Raw genomic sequence first — 20,960 nt, 5'->3', positions numbered from 1 at the left:
GTTCAGTTTTCAAGGTTCATTTGATTCGTTGTTCATTGCCTCTCTCAGAAGCAACTCTTATATAATACCATGTTTGCGATTCCGATGTCAACAACTTTTTCAAAAAAAGTTTTAAGCTGTTTCGAAGTAGTTATTCATTTACCGGAGAAGCAACGTTTATTACTATACCAGCTTGTCTTTTTGATTGCAATACCTATTCAAGAAGACAATTTCTTTCGATTATCTAGACTTATTCACTAATTGTCTTTTACTTTTATAATAGAAGGTAATACATGTTTATGCTTACATCTTCATTCCCATAATAAAAAAATGCCCCTTCTATATAGAAGAGACATTCATCATAGAAAAACTGCAAACGCGAATAATGCGGCAAAGCCCGGGATTCCCAATATGGCTAAGAGGACCCCTGATGCGATATTCACCGGAAAATAGATGCCTACGAATCCGCCAACAATATTCAAGGTGAAAAGTGCGAGAAACGCGAATGCCAAGCGGAACCAAAATACGGATAGACGCTCGGACAATTTCTTGATCTGTTTTTTATCCATCATCAATAGAAAGAGTAGAATGACCCCGATGATGGCGATGCCGATAATTTTCATGGAAAGCGCCCCTTTCAACTAATAGTTCACTCTATGCGCTTCCCTTAAAAATTATCACGTTCCTTCTCAACTCGTGCTTCGCCGGCGTTCATTCGCGCTCTATACGAAGCTTGCGTTCTTTCGCTTCTTTAAATAGATGAAAGTACTTACTTTCAGCGATCTTCCTGCGTGCACTCACTTCTTCATTATAATCATGTGAGTATCTCTCAATTTCCCTCGCCCGCTCCCACTCTTCCTTCATTTCAATAAGCAAGTTGTAAAGCTGGGCATCAAATTCCCTTTTTAATTTTCTCTTTCGGCCAAACATGGGACGTTGACCTCCTATAATTCCCTGCGTCCTTCAAGTGCTTTCGATAATGTCACTTCATCCGCATATTCAAGATCTCCTCCGACAGGAAGGCCGTGCGCAATTCTCGTAGTCGTTATACCCGACGGTTTTACCAGCCTTGAAATGTACATCGCCGTTGCTTCTCCTTCAATAGTCGGGTTCGTCGCCAATATCAATTCTTCCACTTCTTCATCCTGTAGGCGGGTCAATAAGGAAGGGACATTGATATCCTCGGGTCCGACGCCGTCCATTGGGGAGATTGCGCCATGCAAGACATGGTACATTCCGTTGTAATCACGCATCTTTTCCATCGCAATGACATCTTTCGGATCCTGGACGACGCAAATCATCGACCGGTCACGAGATTGGTCCTGGCAAATCTGACACGGATCTATATCGGTAATATGCCCGCAGACCGAACAGAATCGCAAATTCCGCTTTGCATCGACTAGCGCTTTGGCAAAGTCGAGCACTGTGTCTTCTTTCATACTTAATACAAAAAACGCCAGCCGGCCCGCTGTTTTCGGGCCGATGCCTGGCAGTTTCATGAAACTATCAATCAGTTTCGATATCGGTTCAGGATAATGCATGTTTTTTCCTCCTAGAACATTCCAGGCAGGTTCAATCCTTTCGTGAATTGCCCCATTGTGGAGTTCGTTAGTTCTTCAGCTTGCTTCATCGCTTCATTCGTAGCAATCACCACAAGGTCCTGCAGCATTTCCACATCTTCCGGATCGACGACGGATGGATCAATGACAACTTCAAGCACTTCTTTATGGCCTGAAACGACCACTTTCACCATGCCGCCTCCCGCTATTCCTTCTAGGCGCTTTTCACCAAGCTCTTCTTGGGCTTCCGCCATTTTCTTTTGCATTTTCTGCATTTGTTTCATCATGCCTTGCATATTTCCCATACCACGCATTGTGATTTCCTCCTCGATTTTGATTAATCATCATGTACTTGTATGAATTCCTTGCCAAACATTCTTTCAGCTTCCGCAACGATGGGATCATCGTTCAACTGCTCGGCTTCCTCAACGAATGTAGGAATCTCCTCAGTACCTTCTTTTCCCTCGCCGGCACCCTCATCCGTACCGTCCTGTTGCTTCGTCAAACCGTTGTTCCGGATGAACTCCTCCCTGACTTTCAGCCAGCCGTCCTCCGGAACATATACGACATCATACGCTTTGCCGGTTCGTGTGCGAAGGGCTTCCGAAAGGCCTGACCTGAGCGAAGAATTTTCCGAAGCCATTAAGCAATGAATTTCATACTTGAATTTTAACACAAAAGCATTGTCGGATGCCGCTACAGGTTCAGTTTCTTCAAGGAGCGCCGAATGGGATCTTTGCAATGTCTGCATCATCGACGCCCATTCTTCCCGGATCACTTGGATATCTTGACGGGTGGCGCCTTTCAGCACTTCATTTATCTTTCCGGTCGGTATTCTGAACGACTGTGATGATTTCGAAGCGTTTCTTTTCGGCTGTGCGGCAGCCGGGGCACCTTCCGCAGGACGTATACCGTTCGCAAGTTGCTGCTGTAGGTCGGCAATGACACGCTCCAGGCTTTCCACCTTTTGAGCAAGATGCGGATCGGCCGCTTGATTGCCCCCCGCTTGTACAGCCGGTCCCTCCAGATGGATCATTTTCAGCAATGCCGATTCTACATACACTTTCGCATGATTTGAAAAGCGCATTTCTTGTTGCGTCTTCGATAGGATATCTATGAATGAATAAAGGGTTTCCGGTTCGAATGCATTCGACATGGATACGAATCGTTCATCCCCTGAAATCAATTCAAGCAGCTCGATCAAATCCGGTGCTGTCCTTAATAGAAGGAGATCCCTGAAGAACGTAATGAGGTCCTCCGCCAAGCGCGAGACATCCTTGCCCTCTGCGATGAGTTGATCGAGCAACGTCAGTGCAGCAGCTGCGTCTTTTGAGAGAAGCGCTTCCGCTAGTTGGTAGAATATATCTTCCCCGATCGATCCTGTGACGAGCAGTGCACTTTCCGCTGTCAAACGATCACCGCTGAAGGATACGACTTGGTCGAGCATGCTGAGCGCATCACGCATTCCGCCTGACGCAGCCTGTGCAATGACCTTCAATGCTCCTTCATCCGCCTCGATTTCAGCGTCCACGAGCACATGTCTCATCCGGTCGACGATTTCAGCTGACGTAATCGGCTTGAAATCGAAACGTTGGCACCGGGAAATGATGGTTAACGGAAGCTTATGGGGCTCGGTAGTCGCCAAGATGAACACCGCGTGCGGCGGTGGCTCTTCCAATGTCTTCAGTAGTGCATTGAAAGCTGAGTTGGATAGCATATGCACTTCATCGATAATATAGACTTTGAAGCGAGCATTCGATGGGGCAAATCGGACTTTCTCGATAATGTCCCTGATCTCCTCGACACGTGAGTTCGAAGCGGCGTCGAATTCGATGACATCTGTGTTTGACCCTTCCGTCACACTTATGCAAGTCGGACATTCATTGCACGGCTCACTCGCCGGACCGTTCTCGCAATTCAATGCCTTTGCAAAAACCTTCGCGGCACTCGTTTTCCCCGTCCCCCTCGGTCCTGAAAAAAGATACGCATGGGACGTTTTATTGTGAAGTAAGGCGTTTTGCAAAGTTTGCTTGACGTGTCGCTGGCCGGACATTTCGCTGAAGGACTGCGGTCGGTAGACACGATAAAAAGCCTGATAAACCACCATTCCCCCTCCTTTCCTTTTCGATGCAATAGTTCTTTTATTATAGCATAGTTGGATGGGATAGACCTTATCTTAAAGTTACTTCAAACTTCGGCGTCCGCCGTTTTAAGTATAAAAAAACCCGCCCGGTAAACGGACGAGTTGAATTTGCATATGTAATGCCGTGCACCTTCCTTCGACTGCCGCACATAAGCGTTACTCCTGTCGACAGCTCAGCCTAGGCTGCCCCGCGGCACATGAGAAATACCACTTAATGCTGCTTCCTTCCGGACCTGACATGGTTCATGGGTTCCCATTGCGCAGGACCCAGACGTCAACACTACGTGCAAGAGGCAGGCCCTACATGCGGAAACAGCCTCGGGAAAGGAATTCAGTCTTGCTAGAGCGGATTGCAAGTTACAGGGCACCGCTACCTCCCCACCTAGCACGGCTTTATTAGTATACATGGTTTTGTGGATAAAATCAACCCACCCTCTTTTAAATACGAAAGGTACAAGGCGAAGATTTTCTCGTTGTCCGTGAAGTAGTTCTCAATCCTGGTAGAAAAGCTCTCTATTATAGACATAGAGTTCTCGTTCTCAAGTGAAAAGTTCTCGTATATCGTGATTAAGTTCTCATTACCCGTGCAAGAGCTCTCGTTTACGATGAATGAGTTCTCATTCCTTGCCTCTATCACCATTTCAAATGACAGACTTCTATGAATAAACTTAATAAAAATGAGGTGCAGATAAGTAGTTGACACCCTATGTTGAAACATGATAAATTATGTTTTGTTGATACGGAGGAATACCCAAGCCCGGCTGAAGGGATCGGTCTTGAAAACCGACAGGGGTGTTAAAGCCCGCGGGGGTTCGAATCCCTCTTCCTCCGCCATTCATTTTAAAATAGCGCATAAGTTGGAGATAGAAATCCGTTTGACGGACATTCATCTGAAACATTTCAAAACGCCCAACCGGCATTCCGGTTGGGCGTTTTTATTATTGTATCTTTGCGCCTGATTCGGCAGGTTGCAGGGCGAATCCATCATAGTACGGAAATTTCCTTTTCAGTTTCTCCGCCACTTCCTCTTCCGTCCCTTCCTTCACAGCTACGAATAAAGAAGGGCCCGCACCGCTGATCGTCATGCCATAGGCGCCTATTTCATGGCAATAAGCACGGATTCCTTCAATTTCCGGAAACAGCTTTTTGCGGTACGGCTCATGGAAAACATCTTTTTCCATCATCCGGCCCGCCAGTTCCCAGTCACCTATAGCCATTGCCGTTGTCATCATGCTGCTGGCCGCACTGCCTGCGACCGCTTCCGAATGCGGCAACTCCTTCGGAAGAAGGCCTCTTGATTCCTCTGTGCCAAGCGCCTTCGGAGGTACGAGGACGACTGCACCGATAGCGGGACTTGGCAAATGTATGATTTCCAATTCCCCCTGAGTGAAGTACGTAACCGTAATACCCCCGAGCAATGCTGCAGTCACATTGTCCGAATGGCCTTCCAGTTCACTCCCGATTCGCGCTTTCTCGACTGGCTGCAAGTCCAGTCCGAGAAGCGTATCCGCAATGACAATGCCGGCAGCGATAGCGGTCGCACTGCTGCCAAGGCCCTTGCCAAGAGGGATGTCGGAAGAGACCTTCAATGAATGGGGGGCCGCTTCTTTCCCGAAACGTTCCGCCACTTCCTGGACCGTCCGGACAATCAAATTATCCGATCCCGTCGTCAATTTTGCGTATTCGTCTCCTTCATACTGCACGGACCATGTATCTGCAGGCGTCACGGATACGGTCATATATAAGGAGAGCGCCATTCCGACGCTGTCATACCCGGGTCCCAAATTCGCCGTCGTGGCCGGAACGACGATTGTAAATAATGGTTCTTCCATCAGTTCGGGGCCCCTTTCAATTCATTCAAAAAGGCGTCGAACTGCTCTCGGGAGAGGAATGGCTGCCCTTCATTCACATGGATGGCCGTTTCCGGATCCTTCAGGCCGTTTCCTGTCAGCACTCCTACGATCGTCGTCCCTTTCTCAATCAGTCCTGCATCGAGACGTTTCTTAATGCCTGCGATTGTCGCGCACGAAGCAGGCTCGGCGAAAATGCCGTCCGTCGAAGCCAATAGACGGTAAGCCTCCAAAATCTCCTCATCTGTTGCGGACAGAATCGCTCCGTCTGACTCTTCAAGAGCCGCCGTCGCCAAGTTCCAACTTGCAGGGTTCCCGATCCGGATAGCAGTCGCGACCGTTTCAGGCTCTTCGAATATGCGGTCATAGACGATTGGGGCTGCACCATCTGCCTGTACACCTAACAACTTCGGTGTGCCGGATCCTTTCTTTTCGTCATATTCCTTGAATCCTTTCCAGGCTGCGGATATATTCCCTGCATTCCCGACAGGCAATGCGAAAATATCCGGCACTTTCCCTAATTGCTCGATCGTTTCGAATGCGATTGTTTTTTGGCCTTCCAACCGGTAAGGATTCACTGAATTGACGAGTGCGATTTTTCCTTCCCCAGCTTCACGCACCATGCGAAGCGCTTCGTCGAAATTCCCTTCGATCGCCACGATTTCCGCGCCGTACATTTTTGCCTGCGCCAATTTCCCGAGCGCGATCCGTCCTTCCGGGATAACAACGATTGTCCGCATCCCTGCGCGTGCGCCATACGCTGCTGCAGAAGCGGATGTATTGCCCGTGGAGGCACAGATGAGCGCGGTCTTCCCTTCCTCTTTCGCTTTAGCGACGGCCATCACCATGCCGCGATCCTTGAAAGAGCCTGTCGGGTTTGTCCCTTCGGTTTTGACGTACAGGTTGACGCCCCATTGTTCGGATAGGTTTTTCAAATGGATGAGCGGTGTATTTCCTTCCTGTAATGTGAGTTCCGGCGTTTTATCGGTCACCGGCAGCCATTCTTTGTATTCTTCAATTAAACCGTTCCATCTTCTCATCTGTTTTCGCCCTCCACTCGGTAGTAGCTAACAACGCCGTTCACTTCCGGTGTGTTATGCAATTCATTCATGATGTCCAAATGCTGTTGCCTTGAGATGTTATGTGTAATCATGATCAAGTCGACTCCGCCATTGTTGTCTCCTTCATGCTGGACGACGGTAGCTAGACTCGCGCCATGATTGCTGTAAACTGATGCCAATTTCGTCAGTACGCCGACTTCATCCTTTACGGAAATCCGGTGGAAGTAGCGACCGATAATTTGATTGTTGTTTTTCACTTTATATGCAAATTGCGGTGAATGGAGCCTTTTCCCGTTTACGCCTAGCAATAAATTGCGGCACGCTGCGACGACGTCTCCTGTTACCGAAGTAGCTGTCGGCAACGAGCCCGCCCCTGGTCCGTAGAACATCGTCTCCCCGACTGTGTCTCCATATACATAGACCGCATTGAATTCATTATTGACGGAGGCAAGCGGATGCGAGTTTTGGATGAATACCGGTTCCACGGAGATTTCGATCCCGTCTTCGTCTTTTTTCGCAGAGCCTGCCATTTTCATGGTGAAACCGAACTGCTCCGCCAATTCGAGGTCGCCTTCCTGGATATCCTTCATCCCTCTCACAAAGACGTCTTCCAAACGGACTTCCGTTGAAAATGCGAGTGACGCAAGAATCGCCATTTTCCTTGCCGCATCAATGCCGTCGACGTCCGCTGACGGGTCGGCTTCAGCATACCCGAGTTCCGTCGCTTCTGCCAATGCCTCTTCATACGTTTTCTTTTCGTGTTTCATTTTTGTCAAAATGAAATTCGTCGTTCCATTCACAATGCCTGTCAGCGCTCGGATCCGGTCGGAAGCGAGTCCATCTTCAAGCGTTCGGATGAGCGGGATGCCGCCTCCGACGCTCGCTTCATAGAACAGGTCGCATTTATGTTCATCCGCAAGCTTCAATAGGTCATGGCCGAATTGTGCCATGACGTCCTTATTCGCCGTCACGACTCCTTTGCCTGCACGAAGCGACTTTTCAATCGCTTGTTTCGCTTCGCTTGTCCCGCCAATCACTTCCACAATGATGTCGATCGCAGGATCTTCAATCACTTCATCCAGATCAGTAGTGAAAATATCCGGTGACAGTTCTGTCTCCCTTTTCTTCGTTGCATCTTTCACGAGAACTTTTTTTATTTTTACAGGAACGCCTAATTTATGGCTCAAGTCATCTTGGTGCCGATGTAGGATTTCAGCTACACCGCCGCCTACGACACCGAATCCGAGTAAACCGATATTAATTTCTTTTATCATATTTGACGATTCTCCTCACTATATGTACACTATGAAAAAACAATCGTTCTCCGCATAAGGACATTATAGAGAAATAAACTTTCAATAACAACCCCATTTATGGTAAAGTTCAAGATATCATGAATTGTAATTTAATTAAAGATTGGATTTGATAAATATGAAAGTTTGTAAATTCGGCGGCACATCTGTTGCGACAGCCGAGCAGATTAGAAAAGTAGTCGACATTGTAACTTCTGACAGTGACCGAAAAATTGTTGTTGTTTCAGCACCTGGAAAACGCTTTTCGGATGATATTAAAGTAACCGACCTCCTCATCCGGCTCGGTGAGAAGGCTCTGGCGAATGAAGATGCGGAAAGCGATCTGCTTGAAGTCGTTGATCGGTACCGCTCGATTGCTGAAAGTCTAGGCCTCGATGGCACTATCATTGAAAAGATAGAGCTTGATTTGCGCGACCGGCTTTCCCGTGATAAAAACGACTCTCTCTTGTTCATGGATACGATGAAAGCAGCGGGCGAGGATACTAATGCAAAATTGATTGCTGCCTATTTTCAATTTATCGGAGTTGAGGCGAAGTATGTCTGCCCAAGAGAGGGTGGATTGCTCGTAAACGATCGGCCGGAGCGCGTTCGGGCATTGCCTGAAGGAGATGAACGACTCGCTAAATTGCGAGATGAACCGGGTATTATTGTATTCCCAGGATTTTTCGGCTACACGGAAGACGGAACACTCCGTACTTTCAATCGGGGCGGCTCGGATATTACCGGCTCAATCATTGCGGCAGCTGTGAAGGCGGATCTATACGAAAACTTTACGGATGTCGATTCGGTCTTCGCTGCCAATCCGACTGTCATCGAAAACCCAGTCGCCATCGAAAAGATGACTTACCGCGAAATGCGGGAATTAGCATACGCAGGCTTCTCCGTTTTCCATGACGAGGCGCTTATCCCGGCTTTCCGGAAATCAATCCCTGTCAGCATCAAAAATACGAACAATCCCGATGCACCGGGGACTTTGATCGTTAAAGAACGGGACTACAATGAGCAGCAAGTGATTGGAATTGCTGCGGACAGCGGATTCACCGCCATTTACGTCGACAAATATTTAATGAACTTGGAAATCGGCTTCGGTCGCAGGCTCCTTCAAATCTTCGAGGAAGAAGGAATTTCGTACGAGCATACGCCGTCCGGCATCGATAACCTCTCCATCATCATCCGCAGTCGTTTCATGACAAAGGAGAAGGAAGAGCGGATTGTGGAACGTATCCATAAAGAATTGGAACCGGATGCTGTCATCGTGGAGCACGATTACTCGATGATCGTACTCGTCGGGGAAGGCATGCAGTATACGACCGGATTAGCTGCTCGGGCTGCGACTGCCATTGCGAGAAGCGGCACCAACATTGAGATGATTAACCAAGGATCATCGGAAGTGAGCCTTGTCTTCGGGGTGAAAGTGAAGGACGAAACGAAGAGTTTAAAAGAGTTATATAACGAGTTTTTCGTAAAATCATATGTACAGTCATAAAAAGAAGGGACACAACTTCGTGTCCCTTGTTTATTGTGGAACGAACGCATAAGGAAATTGCTTGAATATGCCTTCCGATATCATATCCGCCATCATCAATGCTTCCGCCTCGATCCGGTCGAACACTTGCACTTCCAGTTCGAAATTCCGTTGGATCATGCATACCACTTCGAGCTTCAGCAAAGCCAAATGAGAATACATCATCTTTCGGAATGCTTCTCTGTCGATGTATGGATTGATTCGATTCAGAAACTCAGCGATTTCGTCCGCATTCCGGTACCAATTCGCCTCTAACGTCTCCACCTTTTCTGTTTCTCCGTTTGCAGCGGCGGTTACCAAATCTGCCGCGATCGTGAGATGTTCTCTTATGAGGCCTCCATATGCATTCGCGATTTCATCGCCATAATACGGCCTCAAAGAATCACCCATATCCGTTGCATTACGCAAAAGGCGGGCGAGGACAAATTTCACATCCGGAAGCTTGAAGACCAATGCCGTAACGGCCATCCGTGTCCAATAGACATGTTGCTGCCAGAGAAGCCGATTTTTATTCCATAATTCGACTTGGCTTTTACTATAGCAATTAATCGGTTGCATGGGTTGCATTAGTTGGATCGGTTGCATCGGCAGGACATTTCCATAAAATTGATTCACTATACCACTCCAAAGTTCATACTTAGGTCAGTACATATATATTCGAACAAAGTGATATAGGTGAAAAAAAGAGCAGCCTTATTGTTGGCTGCTCTTACCTTATTTTTTCAGCGCTGCGGACAAGTTCAGCATATTGCCGATCCGCTCGACGACCGTTTCCACTTCATGGGGGTTATTTTTTAAATCGTAATCCGTAATATCGATGCGAAGCACAGGACATGCATTGAAGGAATCAATCCATTTCACATAGCGCTCATGAAGCTCCTCCCAATAGGAAAGCGGGGTCTGTTGCTCCATCTGGCGGCCCCTCTCTTGGATTCGCGCTAGGATTTTCTCGAATGGTCCATCTAAATAGACGAGCAGGTCTGGATGCGGGAAATATGGAGTCATGACCATCGCGTCAAACAGCTTCGTATATGTGTCGTAATCAACCGGATCCATCGTCCCTTTATCTTTATGCATTTTGGCAAAAATCCCCGTATCTTCATAGATGGAGCGGTCTTGGATGAAGCCGCCTCCATACTCAAAAATTCGTTTCTGTTCCTTGAAGCGCTCCGCGAGAAAATAGACTTGCAAATGGAAGCTCCATTTTTCGAAGTCATCGTAAAAACGGTCAAGGTACGGGTTTTTATCTACATTCTCCAAGGACGTCCGAAAATCCAAAGCATTGGCTAATGCATTCGTCATCGTCGATTTACCGGCTCCGACTGTCCCCGCAATCGTAATGACCGCATTTTTCGGAATCCCATATTTTTCTCGTAAATTCATTGTACTGCTCCTTTTCGTATCGTCTCATCGACTCTGCCGAGGATCGTTTGTAAATCCCCAGTGTCATTGACAAAGTCTAATTTATCACCGTTGAAATGCAGGACCGGGATTTCCGGATGGGTAGCTTCAAAGTCGGCAATGAACTGTTCATAATCCGCCGAGAGCTGCCGCAAATAGGAAGGATCGATATTCTTTTCAAAATCCCGTCCGCGAAGCGCAATCCGTTTCATCAACGTATCGAGCGTGGCATGCAGATAGATGATGACATTCGGAACCGGCATGTCCTTCGTTAAAATATGATAAATCTCTTCGTATTTCGCGTATTCATCCGCCGGGAGCGAACGCCTTGCGAAAATGAGGTTCTTGAAAATATGATAATCCGCCACGACAGGCTGCTGCTGACTTAAAAACTTCTTATGGATGTCGCTTAACTGCTTGTATCGGTTGCAGAGGAAGAACATTTCAGTTTGAAAGCTCCACTCCTCGATGTCTTCGTAAAATTTATTCAAAAATGGATTTTCATCCACTATTTCGCTTAACTGATGGAACCGTTGCGCTTCTGCAATCGCCTTTGATAACGTCGTTTTACCTACGCCAATCGGTCCCTCTACCGTAATGAACGGAACAGACATAACAAGCTCTCCTTTGATTCGTCAATTTCTGCACTTTATTTTATCATACAAGGATGCTGAAACATAGACGTTGCCGCAAAATGGCAAGGCCCATTGTAGGATGGTACACTAATTGCAAGGAGCGATGAATGATGGATTTAATTGAAATGGACCGCCGCTTCATGCGGCTTGCGATAGAAGAAGCTAGAAATGCTGAAGCGATTGGCGAAGTTCCGATCGGGGCAGTCATCGTTAAAGACGGCGAGATAATTGCCAAGGGACATAACTTACGAGAAACATCACAAAATGCTGTCACACACGCAGAATTATCCGCCATACAAGACGCATGCAATACCCTCGGCAGTTGGCGATTGGAAGAGACGACTTTGTATGTGACCCTTGAACCGTGCCCAATGTGTGCTGGCGCGATTTTACAATCAAGGATTCCACGCGTCGTGTATGGGGCACGTGATCCTAAAGGCGGCTGCGTCGATTCATTGTATCGATTGCTGAACGACCCGCGCTTCAATCATGAATGCGAAGTGACGGAAGGTGTGCTTGGAGAAGAATGTGGTGGTATGTTGACGAGCTTTTTCAGAATGCTACGGGAAAAAAAGAAGGCGCAAAAAAAGGCGATGCGAGAAGTCGAGTGACTCCGCATCGCCTTTATCGTTTATTTGATGACTTCTTTTCCACCCATATACGGACGTAATACTTCCGGAATGATGACAGATCCGTCCTCTTGCTGGAAATTTTCCAAGATGGCAGCAACTGTCCGCCCGACTGCCAAACCGCTTCCGTTCAACGTATGAACGAATTCAGGCTTCGCACCTTGTTCGCGGCGGAAACGAATTGAAGCGCGTCTCGCTTGGAAATCTTCGAAGTTTGAACAAGAAGAAATTTCGCGGTATGTGTCTTGCGTCGGAATCCATACTTCGATGTCGTATTTCTTCGCAGCCGTGAAACCGAGGTCTGCCGTACACATTTTCAAGACACGGTATGGAAGTCCAAGCAACTGCAATACTTTCTCCGCATGCCCAGTCAACTTCTCCAACTCATCATACGACTCTTCCGGCTTCACAAAGCGGACGAGCTCAACTTTATTGAACTGATGCTGGCGAATCAATCCGCGAGTATCGCGGCCTGCAGAACCAGCTTCTGAACGGAAGTTCGTGCTGTATGCCGTATATGCAATCGGCAATTGAGCACCGTCGATGATTTCATCGCGGTAATAGTTCGTCACCGGAACTTCAGACGTTGGAATTAAGAAATAATCCTCTTCCTCAATTAGGAACGCATCCTCTTCGAACTTCGGAAGCTGGCCTGTACCCGTCAAGCTCGTGCGGTTCACTAAATATGGCGGCAGCATTTCCTCATAGCCGTGCTCTTCTATATGCAGATCGAGCATGAAGTTGATCAACGCCCGCTCCAGTCTTGCGCCAAGCCCGCGGTAGAACACGAAACGGCTCCCCGTCACTTTTGCTGCTCTTTCAAAATCAAGCAAGTTCAGATCCGTGCCGATTTCCCAATGCGGTTTTGGTTCGAAACCGAATTCCGGCTTCTCGCCCCATGTACGAATTTCGACGTTATCGTCTTCGCTGTCACCGACAGGAACAGACTCATGCGGGATATTCGGGATGCGCATCATGATGTAATTCAAATCTTCTTCGACTTGATGCAATTGCTCATCAAGTGTTTTGATTTCATCACCGACTTCACGCATGCGCGCGATGACGTCATCCGCATTTTCCTTATTGCGTTTCATTTCCGCCACTCTTTGCGAAACTTCATTGCGTTCAGCCTTCAGCACTTCCACCTTCGTAATCAGTTCTCTCCGTTTTTCATCCAGCCCGACGAACTTATCCAAATCCGTCAAGTCTTCCCCGCGCTTCGTAAGTTTCTCTTTCACTTCATCGAAGTTCGCACGAAGCAATTTAATGTCTAACATAGCCGATTCCTCCTCGATTTTAGTGTTCCAATTATTTACTACGAACTGAAAACCGGATTTCCGCGATAGAATTACTCAACCTGCTCGTAACGCTTCGCTTTTACTCGCAAACGCCTTTCTTCGTAAAGGCGTTCGCTACAATCCTGATTAACTCTAATAACGATGATGAGCCAGTTATTATAATTGCAAACACAAAAAAAGCCCTCTATCCCCTATACAAGGGACGAGAACTACCCGCGTTGCCACCCAAATTGACCAGCAAAATAGCTGATCCACTCTTTGAAATAACGGTTCAATGTCCGGCTAGGCCTACTATCGTTCAGCGCAGCTACTCAGGGACGGATTCACAAGTGTCTTTACCGGCTCGCACCACCCGCCGGCTCTCTTTGAAAAACGTGCTTGCTACTGCTTCCCATCATCGTCTTTTATTTGAAATTAACATCACTTTACTACATGCCGCCACTTTTGGCAAGACTCAAGAATTCTCCGACCGCTTGAAAGTATGCTGTTTCATGTGGAACAAAGTCGGCCAGCGTGATATCTGTGGAAGTATCTTCCGTGCAAGTGATAGTTTCCGCTTCTCCCGTGAAGAGTGCCTGCAAATCTTCTATCGAAACGGAATGGATGCTTTCCACTTCCTCTTGCTGCAATGTAAATTCATCCAACGCAAATGTTGAATGATATAAGAAAACATTTGCAAATTCCTTGTCAATGAACCCCGGCAACTTGATGACATCCCGAACGAAACCCATCTGTTTTAGCTTGAAAGGGTCCACTTTAATGCCGAGCTCCTCCTCGACTTCACGAATCCCGTCCATAACTTCCTCATCCGCCAGCAAATGACCCGCAGCTGTAATATCATATAGGCTAGGGAAATCCTTTTTAGTCGCGCTTCTTTTTTGAATAAAAACGTTCGTATCATCCACAAGCCAACAATGGAATGTCTCGTGCCATAAACCCTTCTTATGGATGGTCCCTCTCGTTTCATCATGTACGTATTTATAATTTTCATCGAATACTTTTAAAAGCTCTGCCAACTTGAGTCCTCCTGACTCCTTTGAGTTTATTGCAAAAAAGCATAAATGGCAAAGGCCAGAGCATGTAAAATGCCCTGGCTTTCATTTTCAAACTCCACGCACCGCCATCAATTCACTTTCCGGCAGCTTACTAATTTCCAGCCCTTTCATCGGCGTACCTATGTCTTTGGATAAATCACCGATTAATGCATAGTTCCGGAAATCCTCCGTCGCCATGACAATTGCACGCGCGAATCGTTCCGGGTTGTCGGATTTGAAGATGCCGGATCCGACGAATACGCCGTCAGCACCGAGCTCCATCATGAGCGCTGCATCCGCAGGAGTCGCTACACCGCCTGCCGCGTAATTGGTAACCGGTAGACGTTTCGTCTCACGAATCGCAAGCAATACATCATAAGGTGCAGCTAGATCTCTCGCCGCCACCATCAATTCATCATTATTCATATGAACGATTTGATTCACTTGCGCATTCACTTGGCGAAGATGACGGACCGCTTCAACGATATTGCCCGTTCCCGGCTCGCCTTTCGTACGAAGCATCTTCGCCCCTTCTCCGAGACGGCGCGCCGCTTCACCGAGATTGCGTGCACCACAGACAAATGGCACTCTATAATCGCTCTTCAATAAATGGAACTCATCATCCGCTGGGGTCAACACTTCACTTTCATCTATGAAGTCGACACCCATCGCTTCTAGTATACGCGCTTCTGAAATGTGTCCGATTCGCACTTTTGCCATGACCGGAATCGAAACCGCTTTTTGAACTTCTTCCACAATGCGCGGATCCGCCATACGTGCGACACCGCCGGCTGCCCTAATGTCCGAAGGGACACGCTCAAGCGCCATGACGGCAACTGCACCCGCTGCCTCTGCCACTTTTGCCTGCTCCGCGTTGATAACATCCATAATGACGCCGCCATATTTAAATTCCATTTTATCTTCCCCCTTTTCATTTCATTCAGTATACTAGAGTATGACCATATTGAAATACTCAGTTTACCGAAATTCAAAGTGGTCAGATTGAGGTGCTGAAATTGGAAATGTTATTAATTGAACTAAATAAAGAAAGTGAAACCCCTCTCTATGAGCAAATTTACCAGCAAATTCGCAAGGATATCACCGAAGGGAAACTTGCTGTCGGCGAAAAGCTCCCTTCGAAACGTAAACTCGGCATTTTTCTCGACGTCAGTCAAACGACAATCGAGATTGCCTATGGTCAGCTTGCCGCGGAAGGGTTCATTACATCAAAACCGCGAAGAGGCTATTTCGTGCAGGAAATTGGCGAATTGGCGTACGTACAACCGTCCGAGGCGGTGACTGCAGCTGCTGAAGAGGAGCAGAAAGAGCTGGAGATTGACTTTTCCCCGGGTAAAATCGATACGGAGTCATTCCCTTTCAAGCAATGGCGGAAATACGCAAAAGACACCATCGATGAATCTGCGAATCATCTTCTGCTATTGGGCCATCCACATGGAGATGTAGAGCTTCGTCAGGAAATCGCGAAGTATTTGTATCACTCGAGAGGAGTCGATTGCTCCGCGGACCAGATCATCGTCGGCTCCGGTACAGAGCAGCTTATGCCGTTGCTCATCCGGCTGCTCGGACCGCAGGCAAAGTATGCGATCGAGGATCCTGGCTATCCGCTCACCCATCATGTGTTCTTCCACAATAACAGGGAAGCTGTGCCGATTGCGGTCGACGAGGAAGGAATGGACGTACAAGCGCTCCAGCAGTCCGAAGCGACGGTGGCCTACGTGACACCTTCCCATCAGTTCCCTACCGGCACAGTGCTCTCTGCAGCGCGTAGAACAGCATTATTGAACTGGGCAGCTGCAAGTGCTAGCAATTTCATCATCGAGGATGATTACGATAGCGAATTCCGCTATACAGGACGCCCGATCCCATCATTGCAAGGGATGGACAAAGCCGGCAAGGTCATCTACGTCAGCACCTTTTCCAAATCTCTTATGCCATCGCTTCGAATCGCCTATATGGTGCTCCCTCCCGTATTGCGTCAACGCTACGAAGAGGCATTCATCCATTACTCATCGACGGTGCCGCGGCTTGACCAGCACACGCTTGCCCGTTTCATGGCGGACGGTCATTTTGCTCGACACTTGAACCGGATGCGGAAAGTGTATAAACGCAAGCTGCAACTGCTTACGGAGTCGCTGCAGCAATATGCCCCGACAATTTCATTTTCGGGTGACGAGGCAGGCATGCATATCCTCATTAATGTTCTTACAGACGAGGATGAAGATGCATTGTCCAAGGCAGCTCTCACCAAAGGCATACGCGTCTACGGGTTGAATGAATACCGCATCGCCGCGAAGAGCGTACGGCCATCCTTTCTAATCGGCTTCGGCGGCTTGGCAGACGACCAGATTGCATGGACCGTTGAGCAGCTCATGGACGCATGGAAAATAAAAAAAAGGTGATGGGCCCTTGACGGACCCATCACCTCAGCCTGTTCACAAGCGTTTTCAATCAGGCTGAAAATATCACTAGTTATCATGTTTTCCATAAATATTACTTAAATAAACCTTTTATAAACCCAGTTGCACTTTCCCAAATACTGACGAAGAAATCTCCGATAGCGCTCATCATTAGCGCAAACCAGCCGGCTTTTTCAACATCATCTGTGACGACGACATCCATGCCGAGGTCTTTTGAATCGATGAATCCGTAATCCTCGCCCTCTTTTTTAACGAGCTTCACATGTCCGACGACCGTGCCTTTTTTGATAGGCGCTTCGAGTGCACCATCTTTCAATAAAGACTTGTCCAGGACAAGCTGTGGCTCATATAGATCCTTTTCATTCGATTTGATCATTGCCCGGACTGGCTCTTTCACTTCGATGGAAACTGTCTTCTGTTTCCCTTTCAGCACGTCCAATGTCTTTTGCTTTTTGAATTGGTAGCCTGCAGGCAGAAGCTCTTCTTCTGAAAACTGGCTGAATCCGTAATCGAACAACGCCCGTGTCGCGTCGAAACGTGCCTTATAGGAGCCAACTCCATTTGCATCTACAGCTTTCATGACGACAGCGATGACCCGCTTGTCGCCCCGTTTCGCCGTTCCCGTAAAGCAATGTCCTGCAAAATCCGTCGTTCCTGTCTTCAATCCGTCGACGCCTTCATATTCATAAACGAAACCTGGAAGCATGAAGTTCCAGTTATCCATTTTGATGGCATCTGATGTTCCTTCTCGGAATATTTTCGAATTTATTTTCGTCGTGTCCAAAACTTCCGGGTAATCTTTCATCAAGTGGAATGCAAGCTTTGCAACTGATTTGGCAGGCATGACGTTTTCGTCATTCACCCCAGTTCCTTGCGGATGCATCCCTTGTAAATATTCATTGTTCAAACCTGTGGAGTTGACGAACTTATAATCTACCAAACCGATTTCCTTCGCTTTAGCATCCATCAATTTTAGAAATTCTGTTTCCGTACCTGCAATCGTTTCGGCAATAGCGATTGTTGCAGCATTCGCTGAATAGATTGCCAATGCCTCGTAAAGCTCCCTGATCGTATACGTTCCATCTTTACGGAGCGGCACATTGCTTAGACGCCTGTCCTGCGAGATGGCATACGTGTAATCAGTGACTTTATATTCCTGGTCCCAACTGATTTTGCCTTCTTCTATTGCTTCAAATAGGATATACTCCGTCATCATCTTAGACATACTTGCAATGCCGAGTGGTTTATCTGCATTCTCTTCGTATAAGATTTTTCCACTATCCGCGTCAATTAGAATGGCACCATCTACATGAATGCCGAGTGTCGATTCTGCTTGTGCAGGTGCTGTGCCGAACGTCATCATCAATACGAATGGAATGATCAGCAAAGCAACCCATTTTCTCATTTCCCGTTTCACCAAACTACCTCCGTCATTGCAATTTTCCACTTTATATTTTATCACATCATGAACACGATTAGGGGGTTCGATTGAAAAAGCACCTTTCCGCTCATATCAAGACGTGCGGAAAGGTGCTCAAGTTCCATATTTACTGTCTCCACTTATTACGAAATGGAGTAGTTCGGCGCTTCCTTCGTAATATGCACTTGATGCGGATGGCTTTCGCGCAAACCAGCACCCGTCATGCGGATGAACTGAGCTTTTTCGCGAAGATCGTGAAGATCCTTCGTGCCGCAATAGCCCATGCCTGAGCGGATTCCCCCAACAAGTTGGTGAATCGTATCGGCGATTGGCCCTTTATAAGGCATACGGCCTTCGATTCCTTCGGGTACCAATTTCTTCGCATCCTCTTGGAAATAACGGTCTTTTGAACCGTGTTCCATTGCACCGACAGATCCCATACCACGGTACACTTTAAAGCGTCTTCCTTGGAAGATTTCCGAGTCTCCAGGGCTTTCCGTCGTGCCGGCAAGTAAGCTTCCGAGCATGACGACATGTCCACCAGCAGCCAAGGCCTTAACGATATCACCAGAGTATTTAATGCCGCCGTCCGCAATAATTGTTTTTCCGTGCTTGCGCGCTTCAGTTGCACAATCATAAACAGCGGTAATTTGAGGTACACCTACACCTGCAACGACACGTGTCGTACAGATGGATCCAGGACCGATTCCTACTTTGACAACGTCGGCACCAGCTTCATACAAAGCTGCAGTAGCTTCTGCCGTTGCGACGTTCCCTGCAATAATATCAATGTCCGGGTACTCTTTACGGATTTCAGCGACAGTATCAAGCACACCTTTCGAATGTCCATGCGCTGTGTCAATGACGATGACATCGACTTCTGCAGCTACAAGCTTTTGCACACGTAGCATCGTGTCAGATGTAACACCGACCGCGGCTCCTACGAGGAGACGACCTTGATGATCCTTCGCTGCATTCGGGAATTCAATTACTTTTTCGATATCTTTAATCGTAATAAGACCTTTCAATATTCCATTTTCATCAACAATCGGCAGTTTCTCGATTTTATACTGCTGCAAAATTTTCTCTGCATCTGCCAACGTCGTGCCGACAGGAGCAGTCACTAAATTTTCCTTTGTCATCACATCATTGATGATTAGCGAATAGTCTTGAATGAAGCGCAGGTCACGATTTGTCAAAATCCCGACAAGCTTTTGCTCGTCCATATTGTTAACGATTGGAACGCCTGATATGCGGTATCTGCCCATCAAATGCTCCGCATCGAATACTTGATGTTCAGGCGTGAGGAAGAAAGGATTTGTAATAACGCCATTCTCAGACCGCTTCACCGTTACAACTTGCTCGGCCTGCTCTTCGATGCTCATATTCTTATGAATGATGCCTAGGCCGCCTTGACGCGCCATTGCAATCGCCATCTTCGACTCGGTCACTGTGTCCATCCCGGCACTGATGATTGGAATGTTCAACGTCATTTTCTCTGTCAAACGGACCGAAAGATTCACGTCCTTCGGCAATACTTCTGAAGCGCCCGGTACAAGCAATACATCGTCGAAGGTCAACCCTTCGCGAGTGAATTTAGATTCCCACATTTCTTTTCCTCCTCTAATAATCGTTATCTGCAGTTGAATATTATTAAAAGATTATCAGCGCCTATGAGACGTGTCAAGGAGACATGAATAAGAAAAAGAATTCCTTAAATTCACTGAATTGACTTTTCAATCGCCGCTCGCATTTTAGTAGGGGATGTTTGCGGCGCAAAACGATCCAGAACGTTCCCATTACGATCAATTAGGAATTTCGTAAAATTCCACTTGATGCCCTCAGTGAGCAGCCCCTTTTTTTGTTCCGTCAAAAATGAAAACAACGGAGCTGCATTATCGCCGACGACATCCACCTTTGCAAACATCGGAAATGTCACACCATAGTTCATTTCACAAAACGACAGCGTCTCTTCAATCGAATCGAATTCCTGATTCATGAAATTATCGGAAGGGAAGCCGAGAACGACAAATCCTTGATTGCGATAATCCTCGTAAAGTTGTTGAAGCTCTTTGAATTGATCCGTAAAACCACATTTACTCGCCGTATTTACAATGACGGCAACCGAGCCTTCATAGTCCTTCATCGATTGCACAGTGCCATCCGGCTTTTCGACCGAAAAATCGTAGATGGAAGCAATATTCATCATCACCTTTCCTCGCCTTTATTAATCAACAATAAGTCAACTTTGCGGGCAATGCAAAGTTGATAGACGGGTAATTTCAACACCAGTATACATCCCTCATCTCCCAGAAACGCATAAATTCCGATATCACCGCATAAATCGAATCAATGACGCATAAATTCTCAAAAGCACGCATAAACATTTCTAAATACGCATAATCATAATAAAAAGCTCATAAACCAATATATATCCGCATAAGTGGAGCTCATTGGATGCGGCATACTGCCCTTTGGACGCTGAAGTATACCGGGTTCCCATACTAAACAATTTCGAGCCAATTGCTTAACCGATTTAAAATATCCTGTGGAGATGATTTTTTAAACACAAAAAAACCATCCCCCACAGGGGATGGTCTTTGCCCGGCGACGTCCTACTCTCACAGGGGGAAGCCCCCTACTACCATCGGCGCTGAAGAGCTTAACTTCCGTGT

Annotated in this window: 20 protein-coding genes, 1 tRNA gene, 1 rRNA gene, 1 other RNA gene and 1 other annotated feature; of the genes, 4 read left to right on the top strand and 19 right to left on the bottom strand. The window is 47.2% G+C overall.

Annotated features, from left to right (window positions below):
- Positions 1-338 precede the first annotated feature (338 nt).
- The 6 genes from AB1K89_RS18020 to ffs form a co-directional block, all read right to left on the bottom strand.
- Entirely contained in the window at positions 339-602 is a 264-nt protein-coding gene (locus AB1K89_RS18020) for a pro-sigmaK processing inhibitor BofA family protein (protein WP_413056061.1), read from the bottom strand.
- Positions 603-690: 88 nt separating this feature from the next.
- Complete coding sequence (locus AB1K89_RS18015; protein WP_413056060.1) at positions 691-909, bottom strand: YaaL family protein; 219 nt, start codon at positions 907-909, stop codon at positions 691-693.
- 14 nt (positions 910-923) lie between these two features.
- Positions 924-1,520, bottom strand: a complete 597-nt coding sequence (gene recR / locus AB1K89_RS18010) for a recombination mediator RecR (protein WP_060204770.1) — start codon at positions 1,518-1,520, stop codon at positions 924-926.
- Positions 1,521-1,531: 11 nt separating this feature from the next.
- On the bottom strand, positions 1,532-1,852 hold the full coding sequence (locus AB1K89_RS18005; RefSeq protein WP_413056059.1) for a YbaB/EbfC family nucleoid-associated protein: 321 nt from the start codon (positions 1,850-1,852) through the stop codon (positions 1,532-1,534).
- Between the two features lie 23 nt (positions 1,853-1,875).
- Complete coding sequence (dnaX, locus tag AB1K89_RS18000; RefSeq protein ID WP_413056058.1) at positions 1,876-3,642, bottom strand: DNA polymerase III subunit gamma/tau; 1,767 nt, start codon at positions 3,640-3,642, stop codon at positions 1,876-1,878.
- A gap of 161 nt (positions 3,643-3,803) precedes the next feature.
- An RNA gene (gene ffs / locus AB1K89_RS17995) (signal recognition particle sRNA large type) lies at positions 3,804-4,072 on the bottom strand.
- A 350-nt stretch (positions 4,073-4,422) separates the two neighbouring features.
- Between ffs and AB1K89_RS17990 the strand changes: the two genes are divergently transcribed.
- Positions 4,423-4,515: transfer RNA gene (locus tag AB1K89_RS17990), tRNA-Ser, on the top strand.
- Between the two features lie 104 nt (positions 4,516-4,619).
- On the opposite strand, the gene thrB is transcribed toward AB1K89_RS17990, so the two are convergent.
- The 3 genes from thrB to AB1K89_RS17975 are packed head-to-tail and all read right to left on the bottom strand — an operon-like array spanning position 4,620 to position 7,866.
- Positions 4,620-5,513, bottom strand: a complete 894-nt coding sequence (gene thrB, locus AB1K89_RS17985) for a homoserine kinase (protein ID WP_413056057.1) — start codon at positions 5,511-5,513, stop codon at positions 4,620-4,622.
- Positions 5,513-6,571, bottom strand: coding sequence for a threonine synthase (gene thrC / locus AB1K89_RS17980; protein WP_413056056.1), 1,059 nt, complete (start codon positions 6,569-6,571; stop codon positions 5,513-5,515). The genes thrB and thrC overlap by 1 nt, the downstream gene beginning before the upstream one ends.
- Positions 6,568-7,866 carry a homoserine dehydrogenase gene (locus AB1K89_RS17975; RefSeq protein WP_413056055.1) on the bottom strand — a complete coding sequence of 433 codons (1,299 nt, stop codon included), beginning with the start codon at positions 7,864-7,866 and terminating at the stop codon, positions 6,568-6,570. Before AB1K89_RS17975 ends, thrC begins: the two co-directional genes overlap by 4 nt.
- Positions 7,867-8,023: 157 nt before the next feature.
- Between AB1K89_RS17975 and AB1K89_RS17970 the strand changes: the two genes are divergently transcribed.
- Positions 8,024-9,391, top strand: a complete 1,368-nt coding sequence (locus tag AB1K89_RS17970; protein ID WP_413056054.1) for an aspartate kinase — start codon at positions 8,024-8,026, stop codon at positions 9,389-9,391.
- Between the two features lie 30 nt (positions 9,392-9,421).
- Here AB1K89_RS17970 and AB1K89_RS17965 read toward each other — a convergent pair whose 3' ends face one another.
- The 3 genes from AB1K89_RS17965 to AB1K89_RS17955 all read right to left on the bottom strand — a co-directional run bounded on the left by AB1K89_RS17965 (position 9,422) and on the right by AB1K89_RS17955 (position 11,445).
- Entirely contained in the window at positions 9,422-10,045 is a 624-nt protein-coding gene (locus AB1K89_RS17965; protein ID WP_413056053.1) for an acetylglutamate kinase, read from the bottom strand.
- 99 nt (positions 10,046-10,144) lie between these two features.
- Positions 10,145-10,813 carry a deoxynucleoside kinase gene (locus AB1K89_RS17960; RefSeq protein WP_413056052.1) on the bottom strand — a complete coding sequence of 223 codons (669 nt, stop codon included), beginning with the start codon at positions 10,811-10,813 and terminating at the stop codon, positions 10,145-10,147.
- Positions 10,810-11,445: a deoxynucleoside kinase gene (locus AB1K89_RS17955; protein ID WP_413056051.1), complete on the bottom strand. Its 636-nt coding sequence runs from the start codon at positions 11,443-11,445 to the stop codon at positions 10,810-10,812. The genes AB1K89_RS17960 and AB1K89_RS17955 overlap by 4 nt, the downstream gene beginning before the upstream one ends.
- Before the next feature lie 131 nt (positions 11,446-11,576).
- Between AB1K89_RS17955 and tadA the strand changes: the two genes are divergently transcribed.
- Entirely contained in the window at positions 11,577-12,077 is a 501-nt protein-coding gene (gene tadA, locus AB1K89_RS17950) for a tRNA adenosine(34) deaminase TadA (RefSeq protein WP_413056050.1), read from the top strand.
- Between the two features lie 20 nt (positions 12,078-12,097).
- Here tadA and serS read toward each other — a convergent pair whose 3' ends face one another.
- The 3 genes from serS to pdxS all read right to left on the bottom strand — a co-directional run bounded on the left by serS (position 12,098) and on the right by pdxS (position 15,342).
- Entirely contained in the window at positions 12,098-13,372 is a 1,275-nt protein-coding gene (gene serS, locus AB1K89_RS17945) for a serine--tRNA ligase (RefSeq protein WP_413056049.1), read from the bottom strand.
- A 216-nt stretch (positions 13,373-13,588) separates the two neighbouring features.
- Positions 13,589-13,800: a binding site (T-box leader), on the bottom strand.
- A 21-nt stretch (positions 13,801-13,821) separates the two neighbouring features.
- Positions 13,822-14,409 (bottom strand): NUDIX hydrolase, encoded by a 588-nt coding sequence (locus AB1K89_RS17940; protein WP_413056048.1) that lies wholly within the window; start codon positions 14,407-14,409, stop codon positions 13,822-13,824.
- A gap of 87 nt (positions 14,410-14,496) precedes the next feature.
- Positions 14,497-15,342: a pyridoxal 5'-phosphate synthase lyase subunit PdxS gene (pdxS, locus tag AB1K89_RS17935; protein ID WP_252504986.1), complete on the bottom strand. Its 846-nt coding sequence runs from the start codon at positions 15,340-15,342 to the stop codon at positions 14,497-14,499.
- Positions 15,343-15,443: 101 nt separating this feature from the next.
- Here pdxS and pdxR point away from each other — a divergent pair, with 101 nt between their 5' ends.
- Positions 15,444-16,847, top strand: coding sequence for a MocR-like pyridoxine biosynthesis transcription factor PdxR (pdxR, locus tag AB1K89_RS17930; protein ID WP_413056047.1), 1,404 nt, complete (start codon positions 15,444-15,446; stop codon positions 16,845-16,847).
- Positions 16,848-16,938: 91 nt separating this feature from the next.
- Here pdxR and AB1K89_RS17925 read toward each other — a convergent pair whose 3' ends face one another.
- The 4 genes from AB1K89_RS17925 to rrf all read right to left on the bottom strand — a co-directional run.
- On the bottom strand, positions 16,939-18,282 hold the full coding sequence (locus AB1K89_RS17925; protein ID WP_413056046.1) for a serine hydrolase: 1,344 nt from the start codon (positions 18,280-18,282) through the stop codon (positions 16,939-16,941).
- 146 nt (positions 18,283-18,428) lie between these two features.
- Positions 18,429-19,895, bottom strand: a complete 1,467-nt coding sequence (gene guaB / locus AB1K89_RS17920) for an IMP dehydrogenase (RefSeq protein WP_413056045.1) — start codon at positions 19,893-19,895, stop codon at positions 18,429-18,431.
- A gap of 110 nt (positions 19,896-20,005) precedes the next feature.
- Positions 20,006-20,485: a glutathione peroxidase gene (locus AB1K89_RS17915; protein WP_413056062.1), complete on the bottom strand. Its 480-nt coding sequence runs from the start codon at positions 20,483-20,485 to the stop codon at positions 20,006-20,008.
- Between the two features lie 402 nt (positions 20,486-20,887).
- A 5S ribosomal RNA gene (gene rrf, locus AB1K89_RS18300) occupies positions 20,888-20,960 on the bottom strand; the annotation flags it as partial.

Source organism: Sporosarcina pasadenensis (assembly GCF_047228845.1).
Lineage (GTDB): Bacteria > Bacillota > Bacilli > Bacillales_A > Planococcaceae > Sporosarcina.
This window is presented reverse-complemented; position numbering and strand designations above follow the sequence as displayed.